The organism is Arthrobacter sp. BI5 (genome assembly GCF_056680065.1).
The window spans coordinates 228217-251993 of sequence record NZ_CM155264.1 but is presented as its reverse complement, the minus strand read 5'-3'; the positions used below and the strand labels follow the sequence as shown (position 1 = coordinate 251993).

Genomic DNA, 23777 nt, shown 5'->3' with positions numbered 1-23777 from the left:
GTTCTTCCGGCCGCGGCGAAATTGAGAGTGAGGAGTACGCGATGGGCATCGGAGACAGCATCAAGAAGGGCGCCGAGTACGCGATGGAAGACCTCGCGGGGACGGCTAAGAAGTCCGATGACGGCCACACCCCGGACCCGGGAGATCCCCGCGACGAGGTCCAGGTACATTCCTCGATCAGCGAGGGCTCAAATGCGATGGAGGCAGAACGGGACGACAATGACGGCGCGCTGACCGGCGGCCGCGCCGCAACCGATCCGACCTCCACCCCGCCGGGCGAGCGGCCTGCGGACCCCACGCAGCCACCGGGCGGCCCGCTGGACAACCCTGTCAACGACCCGGACAACGCTCCCCCGCTGGGCGACCCCGCTCCGGGGCCGGACAGTGCCCCCGGCAGCGTACCCGGGCCCGGGGGCCTGCCGGAGACCCAGCCGGGCCAGTTCCGGGCCGATCCCTCCGAAGGCGACGGCGACCCCACCCTCAGCATGGGGCGCGGCTAGGCACCCGCGCACTGCTCCTTCCCCGGCCGGCCGTCGCCAGTCAGGGAAGGAGCCTCAGGGCTTCAGTCCTGCCACTGGCCGCGCTCCTGCAGCACGCTCTTGAGCAGGTCGGCGCGGTCGGTGACGATCCCGTCCACGCCGAGGTCCAGCAGGCGGTGCATCTCGGCCGGTTCATTGATGGTCCAGACGTGGACGTGCAGGCCGTGGCGGTGGGCGCGGCGGACGAACCCGGCCGTCACCACCGGCACGGCCCCGTAACGGACCGGGACCTGCAGGGCGTGCACGCCGCGCAGCGCACGGGCCGTCACCCGGCGCAGCAGGCCCGCTGGAAGCAGCGGACCCAGCAGCACGAACAGGGCGTTGGACGCCATGCCGGCCGAACTGGCGGCCGGACGGCTCAGGCGCCGCAGCACGGCGCGGCGCCGGCGGTCGGAAAAACTGGCGATCAGGACTCGGTCATGCAGGCCGTGCTGCTCGATCGCGGCTGCCAGCGTGGCCACCGAGTTCCAGTCCTTGACGTCGAGGTTGAGCCGGATGTCGGGAAACTCCGCGACCAGCTCGGCCAGCAGCGGGATCGGCTCCGCGCCGGCGATCCGGGCCCGGGCCACCGTCGCGGCGGGCAGCTCGGAAATGCGCCCGCTGCCGTCGGTCACGCGGTCCAGGGTTTCGTCGTGGAACAGCAGCAGGACACCGTCCGCGGTGGTGTGCACGTCCGCCTCCAGGTAGCGGTACCCGAGGGCGACGGCGGCGCGGAACGCGGCCATTGAGTTCTCGGCGCCTGCCGGAGAGAAGCCGCGGTGGGCCATCGGCACGGGCGCTCCGGCGGCGCCGCCATGGGCGAGGAAAGGGTGCGGGGCGGTCACTCCTGAAGCGTACCGGAGCCCAGCCCGGTGACGCCCGGCTGGCCGGGGGCGACCGGGTGGCCGGGGGCGTCCGGCTGGCAGAACCTCGGGCTGGCCGCTGCGGATCAGGCTCAGCCGTGCGGCAGGATCTCCACCCCGTCGCTGCAGTGCAGCAGGGTGCGGCCGCCGCCGTCGAGGTCCACCCACACCGTGGTGTGGTCCGGCGTCACCGCGTCCACGAACCCGCCGGTCTCGAACCCAGGCGTGAGCCGCACCCGGACCCGGTCACCCTGGCGCAGGCTCTTCCAGTGCGCGTCCGGATCGACCCGCCGGAGCGGCTGGTCATCACTATGTCGGTTGCCGTATCTGGCCATGAGTGCCCCACCATCAGTCAAGAGATCCGTTCGGTCCCGCCAGCCTAAGAGGCCAAGGTGAACGGCAGTTGTCCGTCAGCTGGGAATCCCATGGCCGCGCGGGCCGCGGCGGGCAGCCGGGGCCGGCTACGGGTGCCGGACTCCCAGCTCGGCGAGCTTGGCCTCGAGGATCTGGGCCACGCCGTCGTCGTCGAAATGCGGTGCCTGCCGGCCGGCGGCGCGGATGGCCTCCGGGTGGCCGCTGGCCATGGCGTAGCCGTGACCGGCCCAGCGCAGCATCTCGATGTCGTTGGGCATGTCGCCGAAGGCCACCACGTCCTGCGCCTCGACGCCAAGGGACGCGGCGTATTCGGCCAGGGTCACGGCCTTGTTGACGCCCGGCAGCGACAGCTCCAGCAGCGCGATGTTGGGGGCGGAGTGCGTGGCGGCGGCCAGGTGGGCCACCGCGGGAGACACCTCGGCGAGGAAGTCGTCTGCGGTTCCTTCCCGGACGATCGCGAGGAACTTCACCACGGCGTCGTCCGGGGTGAGCGTGTCCTGCAGCGGGGCCGGGGTGAATTCGGCGAGCAGGCCGCTGGAACCGGTTCCGAGGAAGCCCGGTTCCAAGTGGAAGCCGGTCAGGGTTTCCGCGGCGAACAGCGCGGACGGGCGCAACCGCTGGATGATCCGGCGGGCCTCGAAGACGGCGTCGAGCTCCAGGGCGCGGGCGGACACCATCTTGTCGGCCTCCAGGTCCCACACCACGGCGCCGTTGGAGCAGATGACCGTTCCGGTGTGGCCCAGCTGCTCCTGCAGGGGATGCAGCCAGCGCGGCGGGCGGCCGGTGACGAACACCAGCTCCACCCCGGCGTCGCGGCAGGCGTGGAAAGCGCGCACGGTCCGGTCGCTGATTTGACCGTCGTGGCCCAGGATCGTTCCGTCAATATCACTTGCTACCAGCCGCATACTGCCAGTCTACGTTGGCTGCAGCGGGGCCATTTCGACGGTTCCCTGCCCGCAGGGTAAGCGGAAACGTCGAGGGCGCGGGGAACCGTCAAAACGGGGAGCTGGGCGGGCTGCTTCCGGGGCGGACGACGGCGGCGGGTCAGTGCCGTTCGTAGAGTCCGGTCAGCGTGGCCCGGGCCAAGGTGTGCGGGCCGAGCTTGGCTTCCAGCTTGGCCGGGGACGCACCGGCGTCGAGCCCGGACTTTTCCACATTCAGGGCGAACACCGTAATGACATAGCGGTGCGGTCCATGCCCCCTGGGCGGGGCAGCCCCCAGGTAGCCGGCGGAACCGCCGTCGTTCCGGAGCTGGAAGGCGCCGAGCGGCAGGCCCCCGCCGTGCCGTGCTCCCGCACCGGCGGGCAACGAGGTAGCGTCCGCGGGGAGGTCCAGGACGGCCCAGTGCCAGAAGCCGCCATGGCCGGGGGCGTCGGGATCGAACATCGTGACGGCGTAGCTCCGGGTGCCGGCCGGGGCTCCGCTCCAGTGCAACGGCGGTGATTCATCCTTGCCGCCCGGGCCGGTCGCCGCGCCGCGCTGGGCTGCCGGCAGGATCTGGCCGTCCTCGAAGGTGTCGCTGCGCAGAGTGAAGGTTGCCATGGCTGCCTCTCAGTTGCTGGTTAGGCCCGCACTTTCAGGGTTCAGTTCCATCCGGTTCAGTTCGGCCCGGGTGGGCGGGTTGGCGCCGGCGCGGGAGACCGTTACGGCGGCGGCCGCAGCGGCGTGGACCAGGAGTTCACGCAGGCTCTCCGCGGAGAGGCCGCGCAGTTCGGGGCGGTTCTGCGCCCCGTTGAGGCCCAGGTCCACGATGCCGGAGAGCAGGGCGGCCATGAAGGAATCGCCGGCGCCGACGGTGTCGGCCACCTTCACTGCCGGGGCCGGGGCGTGCGCCTCGCCGGCAGCGTTAATGGCCCAGGGGCCGGCCGCGCCGCGCGTGACCACCACCATGGCGGGGCCCTCCGAGCCGCCGAACGAGAGCCAGCGACGGGCCGACTCGAGCGGGTCCACGCCGGGGTAGAGCCATTCGAGGTCCTCGTCGGAGGCCTTGACCACGTCGGCGAGGCTGACGAACTTCTCGGTCTGGTGGCGCGCATAGTCGGCGTCGGTGATGATGCTGGGACGGCAGTTGGGGTCGAAGCTGATGGTCGTCGAAGGATGGGCATGCTCGACGGCGGCGAGCACGTCCGCGGCGCCCGGCGCCAGCATGGTGGCGATCGACCCGGTGTGCAACAGGGTGCTGCCCTGCAGCATGAAAGGCAGCCGGTCCGCGAGGCCGGGGAGTTCCCAGGCGAGGTCGAAGGTGTAGCTCGCGGCGCCGTCGTCGTCGATCAGCGCAGTGGCCACCGACGTGGGCAGCTCATCCGGTCCCAGCGGCAGCAGCACCGAACTGGACTTCAGGTGGGCCGCGACGGATTCGCCGTAGGCGTCCCGGCCGTAGCGGCCGATGAACTGTACCGGGTGGTCCAGCCGGGCCAGTCCCACGGCAACGTTCAAGGGACTGCCGCCGACGTGGGCCTGGATACCTGAGGAGCGCTGGACAACATCAACCAGGGCCTCACCAATGACTGTGAGCATGCTCATACTCTGCCAGAGAACCTGGCCGGGCGCCGCTGTGTTTCGCGCGGGGGCCCGGCCCGGTCCGGCCCGGCGGCCTAGTCCGCGGCCTGGAGGGTCGATTTGTCCATCGGCACCCCGGAGGTCTCGGCGTCCTCGAACGTCGCGTCGATCTGGACGACGTCCCGGCCGGCCCGCTGCAGCAGGCTCGCGGCGACGCCGGCCCGGTAGCCGGACGCGCAGTGCACCCAGAGCCTGCCGTCGGGCACCTCATCCATCCGGCCGAGCAGTTCGTGCAGCGGCACGTTCACGGCGCCGGCCACGCGCGACCCGGCGAACTCGTCGGTGCGGCGCACGTCCAGTACGGCATCCCCTTCGGCCCGGCCGCTGAGCAGCCCGTCCCAGCCGACGCGCGGATACGAGGCGAGTGCGGCATCGGGGGCCAGCGCGTGCGGCTCGGTGCCGACGGCGGCGTCCGGGGAATCGATGCCGATCCGGGAAAGGTCGCGGATGGCGTTTTCGACGTCCTCGAGTGAGCCCACGAGGGTCAGCTTCTCGTCCCAGGGCAGCACCCAGCCCAGGAACGTGGTGAAGCTCGAGCCGTCGCCGTATTCGAAGCTGACGCTCCCTTTCAGGTGGCTGCTGGAGAACGCCACCCGGTTGCGCAGGTCAACAACCCATTCGCCGTCTTCGAGGCGGCGGTTCAGTTCCGCCGGGTCCACCGACTCCGGAACCGACAGGTCCGCGGCGCCGGGGCCCTGGGCGTTGGACGGGCCCATGTGGGCGTAGTACGACGGGTAGGCCGTGAGGTTGGCGATCAGTTCGTGGACAAAATGCTCTTCATCCGGGTCCGTCAGGGCGTGGTTGGCGGTGAGCTGCTCGCCGATCGTGGATTCGTCCGCCCCGGTGGCCGGACCCGAGGAACAGAACGACCCGAACCCGTGCGTCGGGAACAGCGCAGCGTCCCGGTCGGCCTGCTCGACCAGGCGGCGGACCGAGGCGTACTGGTCGCGGGTCAGGCCGACGGTGTCCGAAGCGGCCACGAGGTCGGTCCGTCCCACGGAGCCGTAGAGCAGGCTTCCGCCGGAGAAGACGGCCTGCTTTTCGCCGTCTTCAACGATGAAGGACAAGTGCGTGTGGGTGTGGCCCGGTGTGGCCACGGCCTTGACCGTGAACGCGCCGACCTGCACGGTCTCGCCGTCAGTGATCGGCGTGCGCTCGAACTTCACCGGATCGGCGGCATTGACGAGGTAACTGGCGCCGTGGGTCTTGGCGAGTTCGAGGCCGCCTGTGACGTAGTCGTTGTGGATGTGGGTTTCCGCCACGTGCGTAATGGCGACGCCGGCCTCCCGGGCGGCCTGCTCAACCCGGTCCGTGTCGCGCTGCGGATCGATGACCAGCGCGACGGCGCCGTCGTGGACCAGGTAGCTGCGGTCCCCGAGCTGCGGCGTATCAATGACGATGACATCCATGGTTTCTCCTTCAAGGTCCGGCGGCGCGTGGCGCGCCACCCTTGCGCGGGCAACGTGGGTACAACAAAGTCACCGTTTCCATCATGAAACCCCCGGGGGTATGGACGCAAGGACCCGGCCCCCGCAGGGCGGTTTGGCTGGATACCCCAGGGGGTATAAAATTAGGGCATGGCCCCGATCGAGAGCACACGCCCCGGCATGCCCGCTGCACCACGGTCCGGCGGGCGGAACGCCGTCGTCCTGGGGCTGCGCCAAAACCTTGCCCAGTTCATGCTGCTGGTGGCGGTCAACGCCCTGGTAGGCGGCACCCTGGGCCAGGAACGCACCGTTCTTCCCCTGCTCGCCAGCGAGGTGTTCCACCTCGACAAGTACACCTCCGCCCTGACCTACATTGTGGCTTTCGGGCTGGCCAAGGCGACCACGAACTACTTCGCCGGAACCCTCTCGGACCGTTTCGGGCGCAAACCGGTGCTGGTGGCCGGCTGGCTGATCGCTCTGCCCGTCCCGCTGCTGCTGATCTTCGGCACCAGCTGGTCCTGGATTGTGGCCGCCAACGTCATCCTCGGCATCAGCCAGGGGCTGACCTGGTCCACCACCGTGGTGATGAAGATGGACCTGGTGGGGCCGAACCGGCGCGGCCTTGCGATGGGCTTCAACGAGGCCGCGGGCTACCTGGGCGTCGCGGGCACCGCCCTCTTCACCGGCTACCTCGCCGCATCCTACGGGCTGCGTCCGGCGCCGTTCTTGCTGGGCGCCGCCTACATCGCCCTGGGACTGGGCCTGTCCGTGCTCGCCGTCAAGGAGACGCACCACCACGCCAAAACCGAGGCCGCCAACCACGTCGACGCGCACAGCGGCGCCGGCGCGTCGCTCAGCACCCGCGAAATCTTTACCCTGACCAGCTTCCGGGACCGCTCGCTCTCCTCGGTCAGCCAGGCCGGGCTGGTCAACAACCTCAACGACGGCCTGGCCTGGGGCCTGTTCCCGGTGCTTTTTGCCGGTGCCGGCCTCTCGATCGAGCGCATCGGCATCCTCGCCGCGGTATACCCGGCAGTCTGGGGCGCGGTGCAGCTGGTCACCGGCGCCGCCTCGGACCGCGTGGGCCGCAAATGGCTGATCGCCGGCGGCATGTTTGTCCAGGCCGTGGGCCTGGGGATGGTGGCGGCCGGCCGCGGCTTCGACATCTGGCTCGTCGCCGCCATCCTGCTCGGCGTCGGCACGGCCATGGTCTACCCCACCCTGCTGGCAGCCATCGGCGACGTTGCCCACCCGCAGTGGCGGGCCCGTTCGGTCGGGATCTACCGCTTGTGGCGCGACGGCGGCTTCGCCGTGGGCGCGCTGCTCTCGGGGCTGCTCGCTGACGCCTACGGCATCCCGGCGGCGATCGCCGTCGTCGCCGTTGTGACCGGACTGTCCGGCGTCGTCGTAGCGGTCCGGATGCGCGGCACCGACCACCACGCCTAGCCCGGCGGCCGGGCCGCTAGGACTCCGCGGCGTCCTTTTCGTAGACGTCCGGGATGCCGTCGTTGTCCGAGTCGCGCCGCTCCTCTTCCTCGGCCAGCCGGTACTGCCGGTTCCGGGTCTTCAGTACCGCGCTGGCCAGCAGGGCAGCGAGCAGCGACGCCGCCAGGATGCCCACCTTGGCGTGGTCGTCGTGGATGCTGCCGTGGCCGAAGCTGAGTTCCGCCACAAGCAGCGAAACGGTGAAACCGATCCCGGCCAGGATTGAGACGCCGAAAATGTCGATCCACTTGAACGAGCTGTCCAGCCGGGCCCGGGTCAGTTTGGTCAGCAGCCACGTGGTGCCCAGGATGCCGGCGGGTTTGCCCAGCACCAGGGCCAGGATGATGCCGACGGCGACCGGATCCGTCAGCGCCGAGCCCAGCCCCTCCCAGCCCCCGACGGCGACGCCGGCGGAGAAGAAAGCGAAGACCGGCACGGCGACGCCGGCCGAAATCGGCCGGAAGCGGTGCTCGAAGATCTCCGACAGTCCGGGACCGGCCTCCGGACCCCCGCTGGCCTGGGAGCGCAGCACCGGGATCGCAAAACCAAGCAGGACACCGGCCACCGTCGCGTGGATGCCCGAGGCGTGCACCAAGGCCCAGGTGGCCAGGCCCAGCGGCAGCAGGATGAACCACGCCGCGGGGGCCTTCAGCCCGAAGAAGCGCCGGTACCGGTGCGCCAGATACGTGTACAACCCCAAGGGAAGCAGGGCCAGCAGCAGGGGGACGATCTGGAGATCGCTGGAGTAAAAGACAGCGATGATGGTGATGGCGATCAGGTCATCCACCACGGCGAGCGTCAGCAGGAAGATCCGCAGCGCGCTGGGCAGGTGCGAACCAATGATCGCGAGGACGGCGACGGCGAACGCAATGTCCGTGGCGGTGGGGATCGCCCAGCCGCGCAGGGTCTCCGGGCTGCCGAGGTTGACGACGGCGTATATCGCCGCCGGGACGATCACCCCGCCCGCGGCCGCGGCGACCGGCACGATCGACTTGTTCAACTGGCGGAGGTCGCCGGCCACGAATTCGCGTTTGAGCTCCAGGCCGACCAGGAAGAAGAAGATGGCGAGCAGCCCGTCCGCGGCCCACGCCCCGAGACTGAGGTTTAGGTGCCAGGGTTCGTAGCCGACCTTGAAGTCGCGGAGCGCGAAGTAGCTGTCGGAGGCCGGCGAGTTGGCCCAGATCAGCGCGGCGGCGGCCGCCAGCACAAGCAGGGCGCCGCCGACCGTTTCCTTGCGGAGGATTTCGCCGATGCGCAGGGATTCGGCATAGCTCCCGCGGCTGAAGAAGGTCAGGCGCGGTTTGCCGGGCCGGGGCGCGGGAGGAGGGGTGTGGCTCATGCGGGAGTCCTAAAATTTGGGTCGACTGAACTATGCCGACCAGACTTCCCGGCGCACCTGTCCCCAGTCTACGTCGGTCACGGCATCGTGCTGAATCGTTCCGCCTGCGACTTGGCGCCCTGGACGATGATCTGGTCTTCCTCGTAGAGGACCGTTTGCGCCGTGGTGTGGCCCCAGGTTCCGCCGGGGCGCTTGACGGCCACCACGGTCACGCCGAATTTCTCCCGCAGTCCCACGACCCCAAGCGGGCGGTCCCGGACGACCGCCGGCGGGCCGGTCCGGATCATCACAAAATCGTCCTCGAATTCGACGTAGTCGAGGATGGAGCCGAGGACCAGGTGGGCCACCCGCCTGCCCATGTCATGCTCGGGCCGGATCACGTGCTCGACGCCGAGCTGGGCGAGGATTTCGGCGTGGGGCTCGCTGATGGCCTTCGCCCAGATCTGCGGGCGCTGGAATTTCAGCAGCCGTGAGGTGGTCAGGATGCTGGCCTCAATGTCGGAGCCGATGCCCACCACCGCGCGGTCAAACTCGTGCACGGACAGCTGGCGCAGCACCTCTTCCTTGGTCGAATCGGCCCTGACCACGTGGGTGAGGCGGCCGTTGAAGGATTGGACAATTTCCTCGCTGGCGTCCACCCCGAGGACCTCGGTCCCCTGTGCCTCGAGCTCCAGGGCCAGGGCACCGCCGAAGCGGCCGAGGCCAATGACCACCACCGAGGACGCCTTGACGCTGGCGGCCGCCGTGCGGGCGGCAAAAATGTTCTTAGCCAATGAGCGGCCTTTCTTTGGGGAATTCGTAGAGCAGCGGCCGTTCGCGCAGCGCTAGGGCGGCGCCGAGGGTCACCGGTCCCAGCCTGCCCACGAACATCAGCAGGATCAGGACCAGCTGGCCGGCCGGCGGCATGGCGGCGGTGATGCCCGTGGACAGGCCCACCGTCGCGAAGGCAGAGACAACTTCGAAAAGGATCCGCTCCTGGCCAAAGTCGGTGATCAGCATCAGGAACATGGTGGATCCGACCACCAGGGCGATCGCGAGGAGCACCACGGTGATCGCTTGGCGGTGGACGGCGCGGGAGAGCCGCTTCCCGAAGATGTTCACGGCCGTGCCGCCCTGGAGTTCGGTGGTGAGGATGAAGAAGAGCACGGCGAAGGTGGTGATCTTCAAGCCACCGGCGGTTCCCGCCGGGCCGCCGCCGATGAACATCAGGATGTCCATGCCGAGCCAGGACACAGGATGCATCTGCGAGATGTCGATGCTGTTGAAACCGGCGGTGCGCGTGATGGCGGACTGGAAGAAGCCGGCGAGCACGCGGTCGCCGGCCGGCAGCGCGCCGAGTGTGGCCGTGTTGGTCCACTCCACAGCAGTCAGGAACACGGTTCCGCCGGTGAGCAGCACCGCGGTGCCGACCAGGACCAGTTTGGTATTCATGCCCCAGAAGATCGGGCGCCGGTACTGCCGGACCAGTTCAAAGAGGACGGGGAAGCCGAGGCCGCCGATGATCACCGCCGCGGCAATCGGCAAGCACACCCAGGGGTCGCCGACGAACCCCATCAGATTGTCTGAATACAGGGCGAAACCGGCGTTGTTAAAGGCTGACACCGCATGGAAGATGCCGCGCCACACGGCCTCGCCGGGCGGGTAGCCGTAGCTGGCCATAAAGCGGGCCGCGAGGATCACGGCCAATAGTGTTTCCACGATCAGGCTGATGCCGAGGACGCCTACCAGCACCCCGCGGACGTCGCCGAAGCCGGTGCTTTTCGTCTCCGCGGCGGCGGACAACCGGGATTTCAGGCCCAGCCGGCGGGCGGTCAGGACCCCGAGCAGGGTGCCGAAGGACATCACACCGAACCCGCCGATCTGGATCAGCACCAGGATGACCACCTGGCCGAAGCCGCTCCAGAACACCGGCGTGTCCACGGTGCTCAGGCCCGTCACGCAAACGGCTGAGGTGGCCGTGAAGAGGGCCTCCAGGAAGGTGGCCCCGCCGTCGCCGGTCTTTGCCACCGGCAGGGACAGCAGTCCGGTCCCCGCGGCGACGGCGCCGGCAAAGCCCAGGACGATCACCTGGGCGGGATGGCGGGGCGCGAAAGCGCGCGCAAACTTGGTGAAGCCCGCCACGGGGGCACGGAGCACCGCGGGAACTTTCACATGCATGGGGCCACGCTATCACCGGCGCCCGGCCGCTTCAGCCGGTTCAGCCGGTTCAGCCGGTTCAGCCCAGCAACTGCTGGACGAGTTCGCGGCATTTCCGGTAGGCGGCAGCCTTCGGGTCGATCAGGGAGAAGTGGTCGCCGGGGACCTTGAGGAACTGGACCGGGGCGCCGCCGGCCTTGGCCGCGGCGGAGTAGGCCTCGGACTGGCTGACCGGCACGGTGTCGTCGTCGGTGGTGTGGACGGCGTACACCGGAACCCGCAGCGGCACGGCGCTCATGGGGTCAGCGAACTTATGCCGTTTGGGGTATTTTTCCGAGGAGCCGCCCAGGAAGTTGCTCACCGCGCCGTTACTCAGGTTGAGCCGCTCGGCCTCGGCCAGGTTCAGCAGGCCCGACTGGCTGACCACCCCGGTGAGGTGCACCGCCGCGTCGTCGTCCTTGCGCAGGAGCTGGCGGTCAGCGTCCGGGGTGCCGAGCTGTCCGAGCCGGCTTCGGCCGGCTGCCCACACGGCCAGGTGACCGCCGGCGGAGTGGCCGAGCGCGACGACGCGGTCCAGGCCGAGGCCGTGTTCGCCGGCGACGTCCCGGAGCTTGTCGATCCCGGCAAGGACATCCGCGAAGGTGTGCGGCCAGCCGCCGCCGTTCCCGGCACGCCGGTACTCGAGATTCCAGGCGGCCACCCCGTGGGCGGCGAGATCCTTGGCCAGCGGTTCGCCGAGCTCGGCGCCGTACTGCGAACGCCAGTAGCCGCCGTGAATGACCACTACCACTCCCCTGGGCTCGGCCGCATCCGGGAGGAAGAGTTCCCCCCACTGGCTCGGGTCGTCGCCGTAGTGGTACTTCTGCCGCTTCACTGTGTCCTCCTTGGGGCCCGGTGAGCAAGCAGCGACCGCCCCCAGTGTCACCGCCGCTGCGGCCGCGAAGAAAGTCCGACGCCGCACATCAGCCATGTGCAGAGCCTACCGTGGGCACCGCGCGGCACCGTTGAACGCGGCTCTGCTTTGCCGCCGAACCGCCGCCTCCCGGGTAGATGTCACAGCCGCGCCGTAAGCTAGGCCCATGGCTAGCAACTGGGACCGCCTGGACCCCGCACTGCGCGATTCCGTGCAGGAGAACGTGGAACTCTACGAGCGGGTCCGCCCTGCCCTGAAACTGGTCACCCGGGAGGTGCTGCTGTCGCTGCGGGCCATGCTCAAGGGCACCGAGGTGACGCCGCTGTTTGTGACCGGCCGCACCAAGACCGTGGAGTCCTTCCGCGAGAAGATCTCCCGCATCGAGGAGCCCCTGGAGCCGGGCGGGCCGCCGGTGCTGAAATTTCCAGATCCGTTCCGCACGCTCAATGACATGGTCGGCATCCGCGTCATCACCAAGCTCCCGGCCGAAAACGCCGTAGTCGCCAACCTGATCAAACGCCAGCGCCAGCTTTTCGACTGCCGCGGCGACCGCGAGAAGGACATCGGCTCGATTGAATCCGGGACCTACGGCTACTCGAGCCGGCACCTGATCCTGCGAACCATCCAGAACGAGGTCGTCAAGGAGTACCAGCACGTCTTCAACCCGGACGTGCAGCCCAACGGCAGCTACTTCTTCGAGTGCCAGATCCGGACGGTTTTTGCGCACGCCTGGAGCGAAATCGAGCACGACATCCGGTTCAAGGCCGAGGATCCGCGCGCCTGGACCCCGCATTTCGACCGGCAGTTCACTGCCACGGCCGCCATGCTGGAAACCGTGGAGGGGGCGTTCGCCGACCTGCATGAACGCTACGAAGAGGTCCGCAGTTACTGGGATATGGACGGCGAGGGCGCCGCGCAGCTCACGCCCAACCGGATCCGCGACGTCTGGCGGACGCTGCTGCCGCACGTGGACCGCAAGGTCGACGACGACTGGGGCTGGGCCGCCGAACTGATGGCCGCGCACGGCCTGAACCAGACCATGCAGCTCGCCGGCCTGCTCAGCGCCAACCGGATCACCGAGGTCCGCAAGGCCCTGGACCACCGCTACTCGCCCGGCCCGGACAGGTTGCTGGACGACCTGCTGCTGTGGCAGTACGGAACCGCGCACATCGACCTCACCGCGGAACCGGCCGACGCCGTCCCGCACCCTCGGCGCGACAGCCTGCTGCGCCGGCTCAAACAGATTGAGCGCTACCGGCTGACGCAGGGCTAACTGCGGGGAATCTGCGCCTCGCGGATGCGCTTGCGCCTCAGGAACCTGCCCCGCGAAACCGCGCCACGTAGCGCCGTTGCCAGGGTGTTTCCACGGCGCTGCGCCGGTAGTTCCGCCGCACGAAGGCGACGGCCTCGGCGGGCGGGACGCCGTCGAGCACCGCGATGCAGGCCAGCGCCGTGCCGGTCCTGCCCCGGCCTGCCCAGCAGGCCACCTCCACCCGCTCGGTTTCCGCGCGCCGCCACGCCTCGCGGAACGCGTCCAGGGCGTCGACGTCGTCGGCGGGCACATGCAGGTCCCGCCAGCGGACCCAGCGGAAGTCCCACTCCACCGGCCGCGGACGACGGCCCAGCATATACAGTCCGAATTCGGGCCGCGGGCCGGGCGGAAACGGCGCCAGCAGGCCGCGGCCGCGGATGAGGCGTCCGGAAGGAAGACTGAGCACACCGGGCTGGCCCGGCTCCCATGTCTGCGCCATACTCCCGAGCGTAGCCGCCGCGGTGTGCCCGTTGAAGCCCGGCCCGGGCCGCCAGATATGCCGCCGCAAATAGGGCCGCACGGGCCTACCGGTGGCCGGTTCCAGACCCTAAAGTGACCCCAGCCCCAACAACCCCACGAGCCCCACAAACCGGAGAAAGGAATCCGCGGATGTCATTCCAGGCGTACCTCGACACCATCGAGGACAAGACCGGCCTCACTCCCCGCCAACTTCTCGAACTCGCCCGGCAGAAAGGCTTCGCCGGTACGTCCGCGAAGGCCGGCGAGATCCTGGACTGGCTGAAGACTGACTACGGCCTGGGCCGCGGCCACGGCATGGCCCTGGTCCACGTCATCCGGCAGGGGCCGGGGATCAGCAGCAAGCACGTGGGGGCCACCGGCGCGCACAGCGATGCGTCGGACACGCTCTGGCTGGACGGAAAGGCGTCGAGGCCCGCCTCCTAGAGGCGGCCTCGTAGGCCAGCCTCCTGGTGTCGTGCTGCTAGTGCCCTGCTGCTAATGCCCGGCGCCGAGCTTGCCGCCGAGGCGTTCGCGCATGAGGACGCTGGCGTCGTTGAGCCCGACGATCTGAACGTCCTTGCCGTGGTGGTGGTATTTCTCCGTGATGGCGTCCAGCGCGGCAATAGTGGACGCGTCCCACAGGTGCGAGGCGTGCATGTCGATAACCACGTGCTCGGGGTCCAGCGCATATTCGAACTGGGTGTAGAGGTCATTCGAGGAGGCGAAGAACAGCTCGCCGTCCACCACGTAGGTGGCCGTTTCGTGGCCGCCGATGGTCTTGACCGTCCGCTCGACGGTGACGAAGTGGGCGACGCGGCGGGCAAACATCACCATCGCGACAAGGACGCCGACGCCGACGCCGATGGCCAGGTTGTGGGTCGCCACCGTGACGATGACGGTGGCCACCATGACGGCGGTTTCGCTCTTTGGCATCATTTTCAGGGTCCGCGGACGGATGCTGTGCCAGTCGAAGGTGGCTACGGAGACGAAGATCATCACGGCCACGAGCGCAGCCATCGGGATCACGGAGACGATGCCGCCCAGGGCCACCACCAGGATGAGCAGGAACACGCCGGCCAGGAAGGTGGAGATCCGGGTGCGGGCGCCGGAGGCTTTGACGTTGATCATGGTCTGGCCGATCATCGCGCAGCCGCCCATGCCGCCGAAGAACCCGGTGACGATGTTTGCCACACCCTGGCCCCACGCCTCGCGGGACTTGTGGGAGCGGGTGTCGGTGACATCGTCTACGAGCTTCGCGGTCATCAGGGATTCGAGCAGCCCCACAAACGCCATGGCCAACGCAAACGGGAAGATGACTTGGAGTGTTTCGAGGCTGAACGGCACATTCGGGATGAACAGTGTCGGCAGGGAATCCGGCAGGTCGCCCTTGTCACCCACGGTCGGGACGGCGACGGCGGCGAAAACGGTGATCAGGGTCATCACCACGATCGCGACGAGCGGGGCCGGGACCGCCTTAGTGAGTTTGGGCAGGCCGAACACGATCAGCAGGCCCAGCGCCGTCAACGGGTAGACAAGCCACGGGACGCCGAGCAACTCGGGGACCTGGGACATAAAAATCAGGATGGCGAGCGCGTTGACGAAGCCCACCATCACGGAGCGCGGGATGAACCGCATCAGCTTGGCAACCCCGGAGAGGCCCAGGACGACTTGGAAAATGCCGGCCAGGATCACGGCGGCGATGAAGTAGTCCACGCCGTGGGATCTCACCAGCGGGGCGATGACCAGGGCGATGGCGCCGGTGGCGGCGGAGATCATCGCCGGCCGGCCGCCGACGATCGAGATGGTGACGGCCATGGTGAACGACGCGAAGAGCCCGATCCGCGGATCGACGCCGGCGATGATCGAGAAGGCGATGGCTTCGGGGATGAGGGCCAGGGCGACGACGAGTCCGGCCAGGACTTCGGTTTTCAGTCGGCGCGGGGACATGAGGGTCCCGCGCACGGATTGAAGTTGCTCAGGTGTGAAGGCGGGGGCTTCCCCGGCGGTTTTGACGGCCATTACTGGCTCCGTTCATGGTCAAGAAGACGCGCGGCAGCGTCTTCGTTTTGCTAATGATTGAGGGGGCGCAGCGTCGCGCCGGGAAGTGGGGGAATTAGCCTTGAAGGTCTCACCCCACCAGCTAAACCCTACCCTAACGTGATGGTAGGGTTTAAATCCGAACCGGACGGAGGCCTTGATGACGGCTCAAACCACCAGCACCATGCACATCGGCGAACTGGCAGAACGCACCGGACTGTCCCTGCGGACTATTCGCCATTACGACGACGTCGGGCTGCTCCCCGCGACGGCCCGCACCGAGGGCGGCTTCCGGGTCTATTCCGAGGCCGACGCTGCGCGCCTGATGCTGATCAAGCAAATGAAACCGCTGGGGTTCTCCCTCGAGGAGATGGCGGAAATCCTGGGCCTGCTCAACGCGGAGGCCGGCCCCGCCGACACTGCCGGCGCCGGCCCCGACGCACGGCTGGCCGAATTCCTGGAGCGCGCCGAGCACCAGCGCGCGAAAATGGCCCGCAACCTCAGCCAGGCGGACGAGTTCATCGCGATGCTGGGCAACCGAAGCGCCTGACCTGCGCGCCGCAGCCATAAATCTGACATACTCGCCTGCTCTCCGGTCATAAAGTGGCCGGACCACGATTGCCGGTGGGACCATACTTGGATGCTTGAGGCAACCAAATCCCCGAAGTCCGCGCCGGCGTCCCACACTGACGCGGACACCCCGGTCAATCCGGCCCTCGCCGCCGAGGCCAAAATCGCCCGCATAGCGGTCACCGTGTTTCCGCTCCTCGTGGTGGTCGCCGGCGTCGCCGGCTTCCTGCTGCCAGGCGCGTTCAAGCCGCTCGCGCCGAGCGTGCCGTACCTGCTGGGCATCATCATGTTCTGCATGGGCCTGACCCTGACGCCGCCGGATTTCGCTTCCGTGGCCAAGCGTCCGTGGGCCGTGGTGCTGGGCATCGTGGCGCACTACGTCATCATGCCCGGTGCCGGGTGGCTGATCGCCCAGGCGCTGCACCTTGAGCCGGAGCTCGCCGTCGGCCTGATCCTGGTCGGCTGTGCACCGTCCGGTACGGCCTCGAACGTGATGGCGTTCCTGGCCAAGGGCGATGTGGCCCTCTCCGTCGCTGTTGCTTCCGTGTCCACGCTGATCGCCCCGATCGTCACGCCGCTGCTGGTGCTCTTCCTCGCCGGCTCCTACCTGCAGATCGACGCGGCCGGCATGGTGCTGGACATCGTCAAGACCGTGCTGCTGCCGGTGGTCGCGGGCCTGGTGGCCCGCCTGTTCCTGAAAAAGTTCGTCGCCAGGGTGCTCCCGGTGCTGCCCTGGGCTTCCGCCGTGGTCATTTCGCTGATCGTGGCAATCGTCGTGGCGGGCAGCGCCAACAAGATCGTGGCCGCCGGCGGCATCGTTTTCCTCGCCGTGGTGCTGCACAACGGCTTCGGCCTGGGCCTGGGCTACCTGGCCGGCAAGCTCGGCCGCCTGGACGACAAGGCCCGCCGCGCCCTGGCCTTCGAGGTGGGCATGCAGAACTCCGGCCTCGCGGCGACGCTGGCCACGGCCCACTTCAGCCCGCTGGCCGCGCTGCCCTCCGCCGTGTTCTCGCTCTGGCACAACATCTCCGGCGCCATCGTGGCCGCCTGGCTGGCCCGCCGCCCGCTGCGCGACGCCTGAGTCCCACCGGGGGCCGTGCCCGCCCGTCACAGGCGGACGTACGCCCAGCCATCCCACTGACGCCGGGCAAGGTGCGCGATGGCGGCCGGGACGACGCCGACGCCCGGCAGCAGGCGCTCGGCCGGCAGGTCCGCCGAGCGCAGGCTGTTCCCGCAGGCCAGCACCCGGACGCCATGGGCGAGCGCGGCCAGGACCGCAGCCCGGTGTTCCGAATCCTCCGCCAACTGGGCAACCCCCGGACCCTGGATAACAGCCTCCACCGGGGTCCCGGGCCCCAGGGCATCCACCGCGTTCTGGCTGCTTCGCAGCACTCCGGCCAGTGCCCCGTCCGGCAAAGGACCGGATCCGTGGGCCACGAGTCCCCGGGGACCCGCACCCGCCGGCTCCCCCGGACGGATCAGGTCATTTTTTGCCGAGCCCCGGGGCTCGTTTTCGGCGGAAAGCTCAGACACACAATCTCCTTTGGCGCGGACGGGTCCGGGCACCGCAGTGCGGGCCCGGACATATCGTGCATGCTAGCGACCCACCGCCGGAAATGTACAGACATTCGACTGGACCCACAGCGCGCACCCGCCGTGCCCCGCCCTCGCCCCACCCGCCGCGCCCCGCCCGGGACCCCCGGACTGCATCCCCAACTGCACCACCAACGGCCCGGCTGGGTGTTGTACATGACCCCGGTTGTCACGTAGCCTCGCTAGGACATTAAATGTCTAGACATTTGCGGGTCCATTGCTGCCCGTTCGAGGAGCCGGATGCCCACCTTGACCACGTCCAAACAACCCCCAGCCAAGCCGCGCCGCCGCGCCGCCTCGTTCATCCTGCCCGCCCTGGGCATCGCGGTGCTGCTGCTGTTTGTGGGCCTGCTCTCCTACCAGGGCGCAGCGGCGCAGAAGAATGACGACAAGCAACAACAGCAGTCCCGGAGCACCGGAAGCCCCGCCAGTGAGAAGCTGGACATGGCACGCCGGATCCCTGATGATCCGATGGCGATCGGGCGTCCGGACGCACCGGTTGTCCTGGTGGAGTACGCCGACTTCCGCTGCCCCTTCTGCGGGCTCTTCTCACGCGAAACCCTGCCGCCGCTGGTGGCAAAATACGTCGGCAGCGGCCAGCTGCGGGTGGAGTGGCGGGACCTTCCGGTCTTCGGCGGGGAGTCCTCCGATGCCGCCGTCGCGGGCCGCGCCGCTGCCGCGCAGGACCGGTTCTGGGAACTCAACAAGGCCGTCTACGCCATTGCGCCGGAACGGGGGCACGCCGCCCTGCCGCGGGAACGGCTGGTCCAGCTGGCCGGGAAGGCCGGGGTCCCCGACCTGAAGAAGTTCGAAGCGGATCTGGAATCCGCCGAGCTCCAGGCTGCGGTGGCCAAGGACGCCCAGGAGGCTGCAGGCCTCGGCGCGACCGGCACCCCAACATTCCTGGTCAACGACACCCCGATCGTGGGTGCGCAGCCGCTGGCCACCTTTGAGAAAGCGATCGAGGCCGCCTTGAAGTCGGCCAAGCGGAACTGATGGACATCGGTTACGCCGGCGCCTTCCTAGGCGGGGTCCTCACCCTGCTGAGTCCATGCTCCGCCCTGCTGCTGCCGGCGTTCTTTGCCTACGCTTTCTCGACGAAAACCCGGCTCGTGGCACGCACCGGGTTGTTCTACCTGGGGCTGCTGAGCACCCTGGTGCCACTGGGCATCTTCGCGGGGGCGCTCGGCTCCCTCGTCACGCAGCACCGCGCGGTCCTCGTCGGCGCCTCGGCGGCCTTGGTGATCCTCCTGGGGCTGGCCCAGATCAGCGGCGTCCGGCTTCCCGCCGCCTTCACGCCGACGGCCCGGACCGGGACCTCCCGGCTGTCCGTCTTTGCCCTGGGGACCGTCTATGGCGTTGCCGGAGTCTGCACCGGACCCATCCTGGGCTCCGTCCTGACCGTGGCGGCAGTCGGCAGCAATGCCGTCTACGGCGGTATGCTTCTGGCAATCTTCGCCCTCGGCATGGCGGTGCCGCTCTTTGTCCTGGCGCTCGTCTGGGACCGGCTGGGCATCTCCGGCCGCCGCTGGCTGCGGCCCCGGCCGCTCACCATCGGGACCTGGACCAATTCCTGGCTGATGGTGGTTTCCGGACTCATTTCCGTCGGCATCGGGGTGCTTCTGCTCCTGAGCGACGGGACGGCAGGCCTGGGCGGCGTACTGACGGTCCAGGACCAGTTCAGGGCTGAATCCTTTGCCAGTGAGGCGGCCGCCGGGGTCCCGGACCTCGCGGTCGCGGGCGCCGCAGCCCTCGCCCTGCTGGCGGGCGTGGCCCTCTATTACAAGAACCGGCAGACAGAGCCGACCAGAGACAGGATGCACGACGATGCGCACTAACACCCTGATACCGGCCCTGGCGCAGTGGCCGGCGCGACGCTGGCTGGCTGCCGCCGTCGCCGCCGTCGGCACCTACGTCCTCGTGGCCGTCCCGACGGACCTGATCGACACACCCCTTTTCAGCCGTGATGTGCCGCCCACTTGGTGGTCGTTCCCCATCCTCGCGGTGACGGCCGTGCTCACCGGATTGCTGCTGGCCACCTATGTGTCCCGCGAACCCGCGGCCGACGGCGGGAGCAGCGGCGACGAGCCGGACAGCCGGGGCCGCTTCGGCGCGGCGGGAACGATCGTCTCCTTCTTTGCCGTGGGCTGCCCGGTCTGCAACAAACTTGTCCTGCTCGCCCTTGGCACGTCCGGCGCCATGCAGTACTTCGAGCCGATCCAGCCGCTGCTGGCGGCCCTGTCCATCGCCCTGCTGCTGTGGGCCTTCGTGAAGCGGGCTACCTCCGAGGACCGCTGCCCGGTACCGCGGGTGCGGGCCGCCACGGCGGGTGCAGCCACCGGCAGCGGGCGCTAGGGCCGCAGCCCAGCGGAGCCGGGTCGGCGGGCCGGGTCAGCGCGGAGTGGCCTTGCAGCCGAAGGCGGTCGCAATAGCCACCCGGTCGCCCAGGACGTGGCTGCACCGGAACTCGACGTCGCGCGCCCGGTGGCAGCCGGTCCGTTCAATCAGCAGCAGCGGGGCGCCCTCCGGGCAGCCGAGCAGCGCAGCCTGGGCGGGGGTGGCGGGCACCGCGGTGAGGTGCTCCACCCCGCCGTCGAGCACGACGCCGCAGCGCCGGTCGAGCTCGCCGTACAGGGATGCGTCACGGAAGTCAGCCTCGAGGAGCTTCGCTGCGGTGGTGCCCGGGAGCCAGACCTCGTCCAGCCCGATCGGCTCGCCGTCGGCGAGGCGGACCCGCGAGAGGTGAAAGAGCTCCGCGTCCGGAGCCAGGGAGAGCTTGGCCGCCACCTCCGCGTTAACCACCAGGTGCTGTTCGAGGACCACGCTGCGGTGTTCCATCCCGGACTCCCGGATGGACGCCAGGACGCTGTAGATCGGTCCGTAAGCCGTGCTTCTTCCGGCGACCACCGTGGGTTTCTTGCCGGGGTGCGCGGTGATGTGCCCGGCGTCGCGGAGGGGCTTCAGGGCGGCCCGGATGGTGCCCCGGCTGACGCCGTACCGCCGGGCCAGTTCCAGTTCGCCGGGGAAACTGCCCGCAAACGCGCCGGCGAGGACCTCCGCCAGGAGCTCGGCGCTGACCGCTTTCCAGAGCGGTCCCTCCTTGGCCCTCCCGACGGCAGCCTCCGCGCGGGACTGCGCTGCTGGCTCCTGGTGATGTGTCACATAACTCCCGCCCGGTCTCCTGCACACAGCTGCTGGCATTACGACGTTACTGCATCGCCCCGCCCAGGCGGCTGCGCGGACGCCCTAAAGCCGTCTTCGACGGCCTGTAGAATGGTGCGGGAGTGAGGAGGAAGAATGACGGCACCTGCCCTGCGCCTGGTCCGCGGCTGGATCGGCGCCGTCGTCGCGACCTCGCTCGCCGCCACGTCCCACGTCCTGGCCGGCGGCAGCATTCCCGAAGTTTCCCTGCTCGTGCTGGCCCTGGCACTGTCCGGACTGGTCTGCACCGCACTTACGGGCCGCGGGTTGTCCCTGTGGCGGCTGGCAACAGGCGTCCTGCTCAGCCAGGGTCTCTTCCACTGGCTCTTCAGCGGCTCGGCGGCCCCGCGCCATTCCCCCCTTCCGTCCAGCGGCCACGCAGCGCACTCCATGCCGCTCGAACCGGCCGCCGGCACGGCTGTCTCCGCCGCCATGGACCACACTTCGCCCCTGATGTGGGCCGGGCACGCCGTTGCCGCCGTCCTGACGGTCGCCCTCCTGCGCCGCGGCGAGGTCACCGTCGTCCGTCTGGTCCAGGCTTTGCGCCTGCGCGTGACAGCCTTCCTGCCGCTCTTCCAGCCGTTGCCCCAGCCGCCGGCCGCCGTCACCCGGCCCGCCAACCGGCGTCTGCAGCCGCTGCGCAACCTCGGCGTTCCGCTGCTGGTGATGCGCCACCGCGGGCCGCCCGCCGCTCCGATCGCATCCTAGGCGCCCGTCCCGTCACCCGATAAGCCCGGCACCCTGCCTGACAGTTCCGGGGGCGGACACGTCACCTGCCCGCCGCCCTTGACGCTGCACCGTAGCCGGCGCAGCGGGCGGCCGCCAGGCTGACCCGCGCCGCTGTCGCTCGTGCTGCCGCCTTTGCGTGCCCGCAGCGGAGCATGCCCGGTGTGCGATTCCCCGGCCCCCAACATTGTCCGGGCAGGCCCGTGGCCGCCCGTAACCCTTCAGGAGTACCACCATGTCCAAAAAGTTCATCTACACCGGCCTCTCCGTCCTCGCGGCCGCATCCCTGGCCCTTACCGGCTGCGCGCCGTCGGCGTCCACTTCGGCGCCCTCCGCACCTGTTACCGCCGCCCCGGCCAGCGCGGCCGGCCTCACGGTCAGCCAGCCGTGGGTCAAAGCCGCCGCTTCCGGGATGACCGGCGGCTTCGGCGTCATCAAAAACACCACCGGCGCCGACGTCACCGTCACCGGCGCCTCGACCCCCGCGGCCCGGAAGGTGGAGCTCCACGAAACCGTTGCGGGCACCACCGGCGGAATGCAGATGCGGGCCAAGGAAGGCGGCTTTGTGATCCCGGCGGGCGGCGAACTGAGGCTGGAGCCCGGCGCCAACCACATCATGCTGATGGGGCTGACCGCACCGGTCACGGCGGGTGCCGAGGTCACGTTCACGCTGGCGCTGGCCGGCGGCGGAACCCTCACGTTCACCGCGTTGGCGAAAGATTTCAGCGGCGCCAACGAGAACTACGTCGAGGGCGAAGACGCGGAAATGTCCTCCGGGGAATCGGCCACCGGCAGCGCAGGCAGCCCCGCGCCGTCGTCGACCGCGAAATGAGCACCGGGAAACGGCAGCCCGCGCACGCCCCCGCTGGCGGTGACGATCCGCGCGAACCGCGGAAACTCCCGCGGCGCGGACTGCTTTTCGGCGGCGCCGCCGCGGGACTCGGGGCGCTGGCCGCCGCGGGCGCCCCGTTCGCCGGGGCCGCCGTCGGGCAGCTGACCGGAAATCCGGCCCCGGACGAACCCGCGGAGAGCGTCCACGGCGGCACGGCGGTGGCCTTTTACGGTGACCGGCAGGAGGGGATTACCACCCCCGCCCAGGCCCACGGCGTTTTCGTCGCCCTCGATCTGCGTCCGGGAACGACGCGCGCCAGGGTCAAAGCGCTGCTGCGGCTGCTCAGCGACGACGCCGCCAATCTCTGCGCCGGCACCCCGGCCCTGGCGGACACGGAGGGGGAACTCGCCCAGGTCCCGGCACGGTTGACGGTCACATTCGGCTTCGGACCGGGACTGGTGGCCGCGGTGGCCCCCGCCCGGGCTCCGGGCTGGCTGAAGCCGTTGCCCGCGTTCAGCATCGACCGGCTGCAGCCCGGGTTCTCCGGCGGCGACCTGCTGCTGCAGATCTGTGCGGACGATCCGGTGACCGTGGCACATGCCCAGCGGATGCTCCTCAAGGACAGCCGCAGCTTCACAACCGTGCGCTGGGTGCAAACCGGTTTCCGGCGTTCGTACGGCAGCGAGAAGTCCGGGACGACCATGCGGAACCTCTTCGGCCAGGTGGACGGGACATCCAACCCTGCCCCGGACACGGCGGACCACGAGCGCGTGGTCTGGGGCGGCGGGGACATCCCCGCCTGGACGGACAACGGCACCTCGGTGGTCATCCGGCGGATCGCGATGAACCTGGACAAGTGGGATGAAGTTGACCGCGTCGGCCGGGAGGACGCGGTGGGCCGCCGGCTCTCCAACGGAGCGCCGCTGACCGGGGAGCAGGAGCACGATGAGCCGGACTTCACGGCGATGTCCCGGCACGGATTCCCGGTCATCTCCGACGTGTCCCACCTGCGCCGTGCCCGGCCCGAAGACAGCTCGCAGCGGATCTTCCGCCGGGCGTACAACTACGACGCCGCCCCCGGCGCCGGAGGGGTCTCGGACTCGGGGCTGATCTTCGTGTCCTACCAGGCCGACGTCGAGAAGCAGTTCACGCCCATCCAGCGCCGGCTCGCTGAAGCGGACATGCTCAATCTATGGACGACGCCGGTCGGTTCGGCCGTTTTCGCCGTCCCGCCGGGATGCCGCGAGGGCGGCTTCATCGGCGAGCAGCTGTTCGCCTGATCCTCGGCCTAGGGCCGCCCCGTCCGGGTGAACTGGAGGGGCGGCCCCGGGGTCGATCCGGCGGGGGGCTGCCGCCGTCACCGGGGAGGGTCTAGCGTGGGAAACATCAGGCCTCCTACCCGGCGTAGCGGGCCGGTATAAGCAGCTGACGG

General features: G+C 69.4%; 26 protein-coding genes. 12 read left to right on the top strand and 14 right to left on the bottom strand.

Annotated features, from left to right (window positions below):
• Positions 1-41 precede the first annotated feature (41 nt).
• The gene (locus tag AC1MED_RS01215; RefSeq protein ID WP_479785022.1) at positions 42-500 is read left to right on the top strand and encodes a hypothetical protein; all 459 of its coding nucleotides are present in this window, start codon (positions 42-44) and stop codon (positions 498-500) included.
• A 62-nt stretch (positions 501-562) separates the two neighbouring features.
• Here the strand turns inward: AC1MED_RS01215 and AC1MED_RS01210 are convergent, their stop codons facing one another.
• From AC1MED_RS01210 to AC1MED_RS01185, 6 genes are all read right to left on the bottom strand, one after another.
• Positions 563-1363 carry a glycerophosphodiester phosphodiesterase family protein gene (locus AC1MED_RS01210; RefSeq protein WP_479785020.1) on the bottom strand — a complete coding sequence of 267 codons (801 nt, stop codon included), beginning with the start codon at positions 1361-1363 and terminating at the stop codon, positions 563-565.
• A gap of 110 nt (positions 1364-1473) precedes the next feature.
• The gene (locus tag AC1MED_RS01205) at positions 1474-1716 is read right to left on the bottom strand and encodes a hypothetical protein (RefSeq protein ID WP_479785018.1); all 243 of its coding nucleotides are present in this window, start codon (positions 1714-1716) and stop codon (positions 1474-1476) included.
• 126 nt (positions 1717-1842) lie between these two features.
• Positions 1843-2661 carry an HAD family hydrolase gene (locus AC1MED_RS01200; protein ID WP_479785016.1) on the bottom strand — a complete coding sequence of 273 codons (819 nt, stop codon included), beginning with the start codon at positions 2659-2661 and terminating at the stop codon, positions 1843-1845.
• Between the two features lie 139 nt (positions 2662-2800).
• Positions 2801-3298 carry a YbhB/YbcL family Raf kinase inhibitor-like protein gene (locus AC1MED_RS01195; protein WP_479785014.1) on the bottom strand — a complete coding sequence of 166 codons (498 nt, stop codon included), beginning with the start codon at positions 3296-3298 and terminating at the stop codon, positions 2801-2803.
• A gap of 9 nt (positions 3299-3307) precedes the next feature.
• On the bottom strand, positions 3308-4273 hold the full coding sequence (locus AC1MED_RS01190) for a carbohydrate kinase family protein (RefSeq protein WP_346958673.1): 966 nt from the start codon (positions 4271-4273) through the stop codon (positions 3308-3310).
• Positions 4274-4350: 77 nt separating this feature from the next.
• Entirely contained in the window at positions 4351-5724 is a 1374-nt protein-coding gene (locus AC1MED_RS01185) for an MBL fold metallo-hydrolase (protein WP_479785012.1), read from the bottom strand.
• A 198-nt stretch (positions 5725-5922) separates the two neighbouring features.
• Between AC1MED_RS01185 and AC1MED_RS01180 the strand changes: the two genes are divergently transcribed.
• Entirely contained in the window at positions 5923-7188 is a 1266-nt protein-coding gene (locus tag AC1MED_RS01180; protein WP_479786733.1) for an MFS transporter, read from the top strand.
• 16 nt (positions 7189-7204) lie between these two features.
• Here the strand turns inward: AC1MED_RS01180 and nhaA are convergent, their stop codons facing one another.
• The 4 genes from nhaA to AC1MED_RS01160 all read right to left on the bottom strand — a co-directional run bounded on the left by nhaA (position 7205) and on the right by AC1MED_RS01160 (position 11576).
• Positions 7205-8566 (bottom strand): Na+/H+ antiporter NhaA, encoded by a 1362-nt coding sequence (gene nhaA, locus AC1MED_RS01175; RefSeq protein WP_479785011.1) that lies wholly within the window; start codon positions 8564-8566, stop codon positions 7205-7207.
• A 77-nt stretch (positions 8567-8643) separates the two neighbouring features.
• Positions 8644-9339 carry a potassium channel family protein gene (locus AC1MED_RS01170; RefSeq protein WP_479785009.1) on the bottom strand — a complete coding sequence of 232 codons (696 nt, stop codon included), beginning with the start codon at positions 9337-9339 and terminating at the stop codon, positions 8644-8646.
• Positions 9332-10723: a TrkH family potassium uptake protein gene (locus tag AC1MED_RS01165; RefSeq protein WP_479785008.1), complete on the bottom strand. Its 1392-nt coding sequence runs from the start codon at positions 10721-10723 to the stop codon at positions 9332-9334. Before AC1MED_RS01165 ends, AC1MED_RS01170 begins: the two co-directional genes overlap by 8 nt.
• 58 nt (positions 10724-10781) lie before the next feature.
• Positions 10782-11576, bottom strand: a complete 795-nt coding sequence (locus AC1MED_RS01160; RefSeq protein ID WP_479785006.1) for an alpha/beta hydrolase — start codon at positions 11574-11576, stop codon at positions 10782-10784.
• A 205-nt stretch (positions 11577-11781) separates the two neighbouring features.
• Between AC1MED_RS01160 and AC1MED_RS01155 the strand changes: the two genes are divergently transcribed.
• Positions 11782-12888, top strand: coding sequence for a GTP pyrophosphokinase (locus AC1MED_RS01155; protein ID WP_479785004.1), 1107 nt, complete (start codon positions 11782-11784; stop codon positions 12886-12888).
• Between the two features lie 37 nt (positions 12889-12925).
• Here the strand turns inward: AC1MED_RS01155 and AC1MED_RS01150 are convergent, their stop codons facing one another.
• Positions 12926-13366 carry a protein-tyrosine phosphatase family protein gene (locus tag AC1MED_RS01150; RefSeq protein WP_479785003.1) on the bottom strand — a complete coding sequence of 147 codons (441 nt, stop codon included), beginning with the start codon at positions 13364-13366 and terminating at the stop codon, positions 12926-12928.
• A 170-nt stretch (positions 13367-13536) separates the two neighbouring features.
• On the opposite strand from AC1MED_RS01150, the gene AC1MED_RS01145 reads away from it, so the two are divergent.
• The gene (locus tag AC1MED_RS01145; protein WP_479785001.1) at positions 13537-13830 is read left to right on the top strand and encodes a DUF4287 domain-containing protein; all 294 of its coding nucleotides are present in this window, start codon (positions 13537-13539) and stop codon (positions 13828-13830) included.
• Positions 13831-13881: 51 nt separating this feature from the next.
• On the opposite strand, the gene AC1MED_RS01140 is transcribed toward AC1MED_RS01145, so the two are convergent.
• Positions 13882-15405: a SulP family inorganic anion transporter gene (locus AC1MED_RS01140; protein ID WP_479784999.1), complete on the bottom strand. Its 1524-nt coding sequence runs from the start codon at positions 15403-15405 to the stop codon at positions 13882-13884.
• Between the two features lie 178 nt (positions 15406-15583).
• Between AC1MED_RS01140 and AC1MED_RS01135 the strand changes: the two genes are divergently transcribed.
• Entirely contained in the window at positions 15584-15973 is a 390-nt protein-coding gene (locus tag AC1MED_RS01135) for a MerR family transcriptional regulator (RefSeq protein ID WP_479784997.1), read from the top strand.
• Between the two features lie 90 nt (positions 15974-16063).
• Positions 16064-17074, top strand: a complete 1011-nt coding sequence (locus AC1MED_RS01130) for a bile acid:sodium symporter family protein (protein ID WP_479784995.1) — start codon at positions 16064-16066, stop codon at positions 17072-17074.
• Between the two features lie 26 nt (positions 17075-17100).
• On the opposite strand, the gene AC1MED_RS01125 is transcribed toward AC1MED_RS01130, so the two are convergent.
• Complete coding sequence (locus tag AC1MED_RS01125; RefSeq protein ID WP_479784994.1) at positions 17101-17526, bottom strand: DsrE family protein; 426 nt, start codon at positions 17524-17526, stop codon at positions 17101-17103.
• 300 nt (positions 17527-17826) lie between these two features.
• Between AC1MED_RS01125 and AC1MED_RS01120 the strand changes: the two genes are divergently transcribed.
• The 3 genes from AC1MED_RS01120 to AC1MED_RS01110 are packed head-to-tail and all read left to right on the top strand — an operon-like array spanning position 17827 to position 19941.
• Positions 17827-18582, top strand: a complete 756-nt coding sequence (locus AC1MED_RS01120) for a DsbA family protein (RefSeq protein ID WP_479784992.1) — start codon at positions 17827-17829, stop codon at positions 18580-18582.
• Complete coding sequence (locus tag AC1MED_RS01115) at positions 18582-19424, top strand: cytochrome c biogenesis CcdA family protein (protein ID WP_479784990.1); 843 nt, start codon at positions 18582-18584, stop codon at positions 19422-19424. The genes AC1MED_RS01120 and AC1MED_RS01115 overlap by 1 nt, the downstream gene beginning before the upstream one ends.
• Positions 19414-19941, top strand: a complete 528-nt coding sequence (locus AC1MED_RS01110; protein WP_479784989.1) for a hypothetical protein — start codon at positions 19414-19416, stop codon at positions 19939-19941. The genes AC1MED_RS01115 and AC1MED_RS01110 overlap by 11 nt, the downstream gene beginning before the upstream one ends.
• A 36-nt stretch (positions 19942-19977) precedes the next feature.
• On the opposite strand, the gene AC1MED_RS01105 is transcribed toward AC1MED_RS01110, so the two are convergent.
• On the bottom strand, positions 19978-20748 hold the full coding sequence (locus AC1MED_RS01105; RefSeq protein WP_479784987.1) for a GntR family transcriptional regulator: 771 nt from the start codon (positions 20746-20748) through the stop codon (positions 19978-19980).
• A 135-nt stretch (positions 20749-20883) separates the two neighbouring features.
• On the opposite strand from AC1MED_RS01105, the gene AC1MED_RS01100 reads away from it, so the two are divergent.
• The 3 genes from AC1MED_RS01100 (at position 20884) to AC1MED_RS01090 (ending at position 23625) form a co-directional block, all read left to right on the top strand.
• Complete coding sequence (locus AC1MED_RS01100; RefSeq protein ID WP_346958690.1) at positions 20884-21495, top strand: hypothetical protein; 612 nt, start codon at positions 20884-20886, stop codon at positions 21493-21495.
• Positions 21496-21748: 253 nt separating this feature from the next.
• A complete protein-coding gene (locus tag AC1MED_RS01095; RefSeq protein WP_479784985.1) occupies positions 21749-22345 on the top strand; it encodes a copper chaperone PCu(A)C in 597 nt (198 codons plus the stop codon).
• Complete coding sequence (locus tag AC1MED_RS01090; protein WP_479784984.1) at positions 22342-23625, top strand: Dyp-type peroxidase; 1284 nt, start codon at positions 22342-22344, stop codon at positions 23623-23625. The genes AC1MED_RS01095 and AC1MED_RS01090 overlap by 4 nt, the downstream gene beginning before the upstream one ends.
• Positions 23626-23777: the final 152 nt, after the last annotated feature.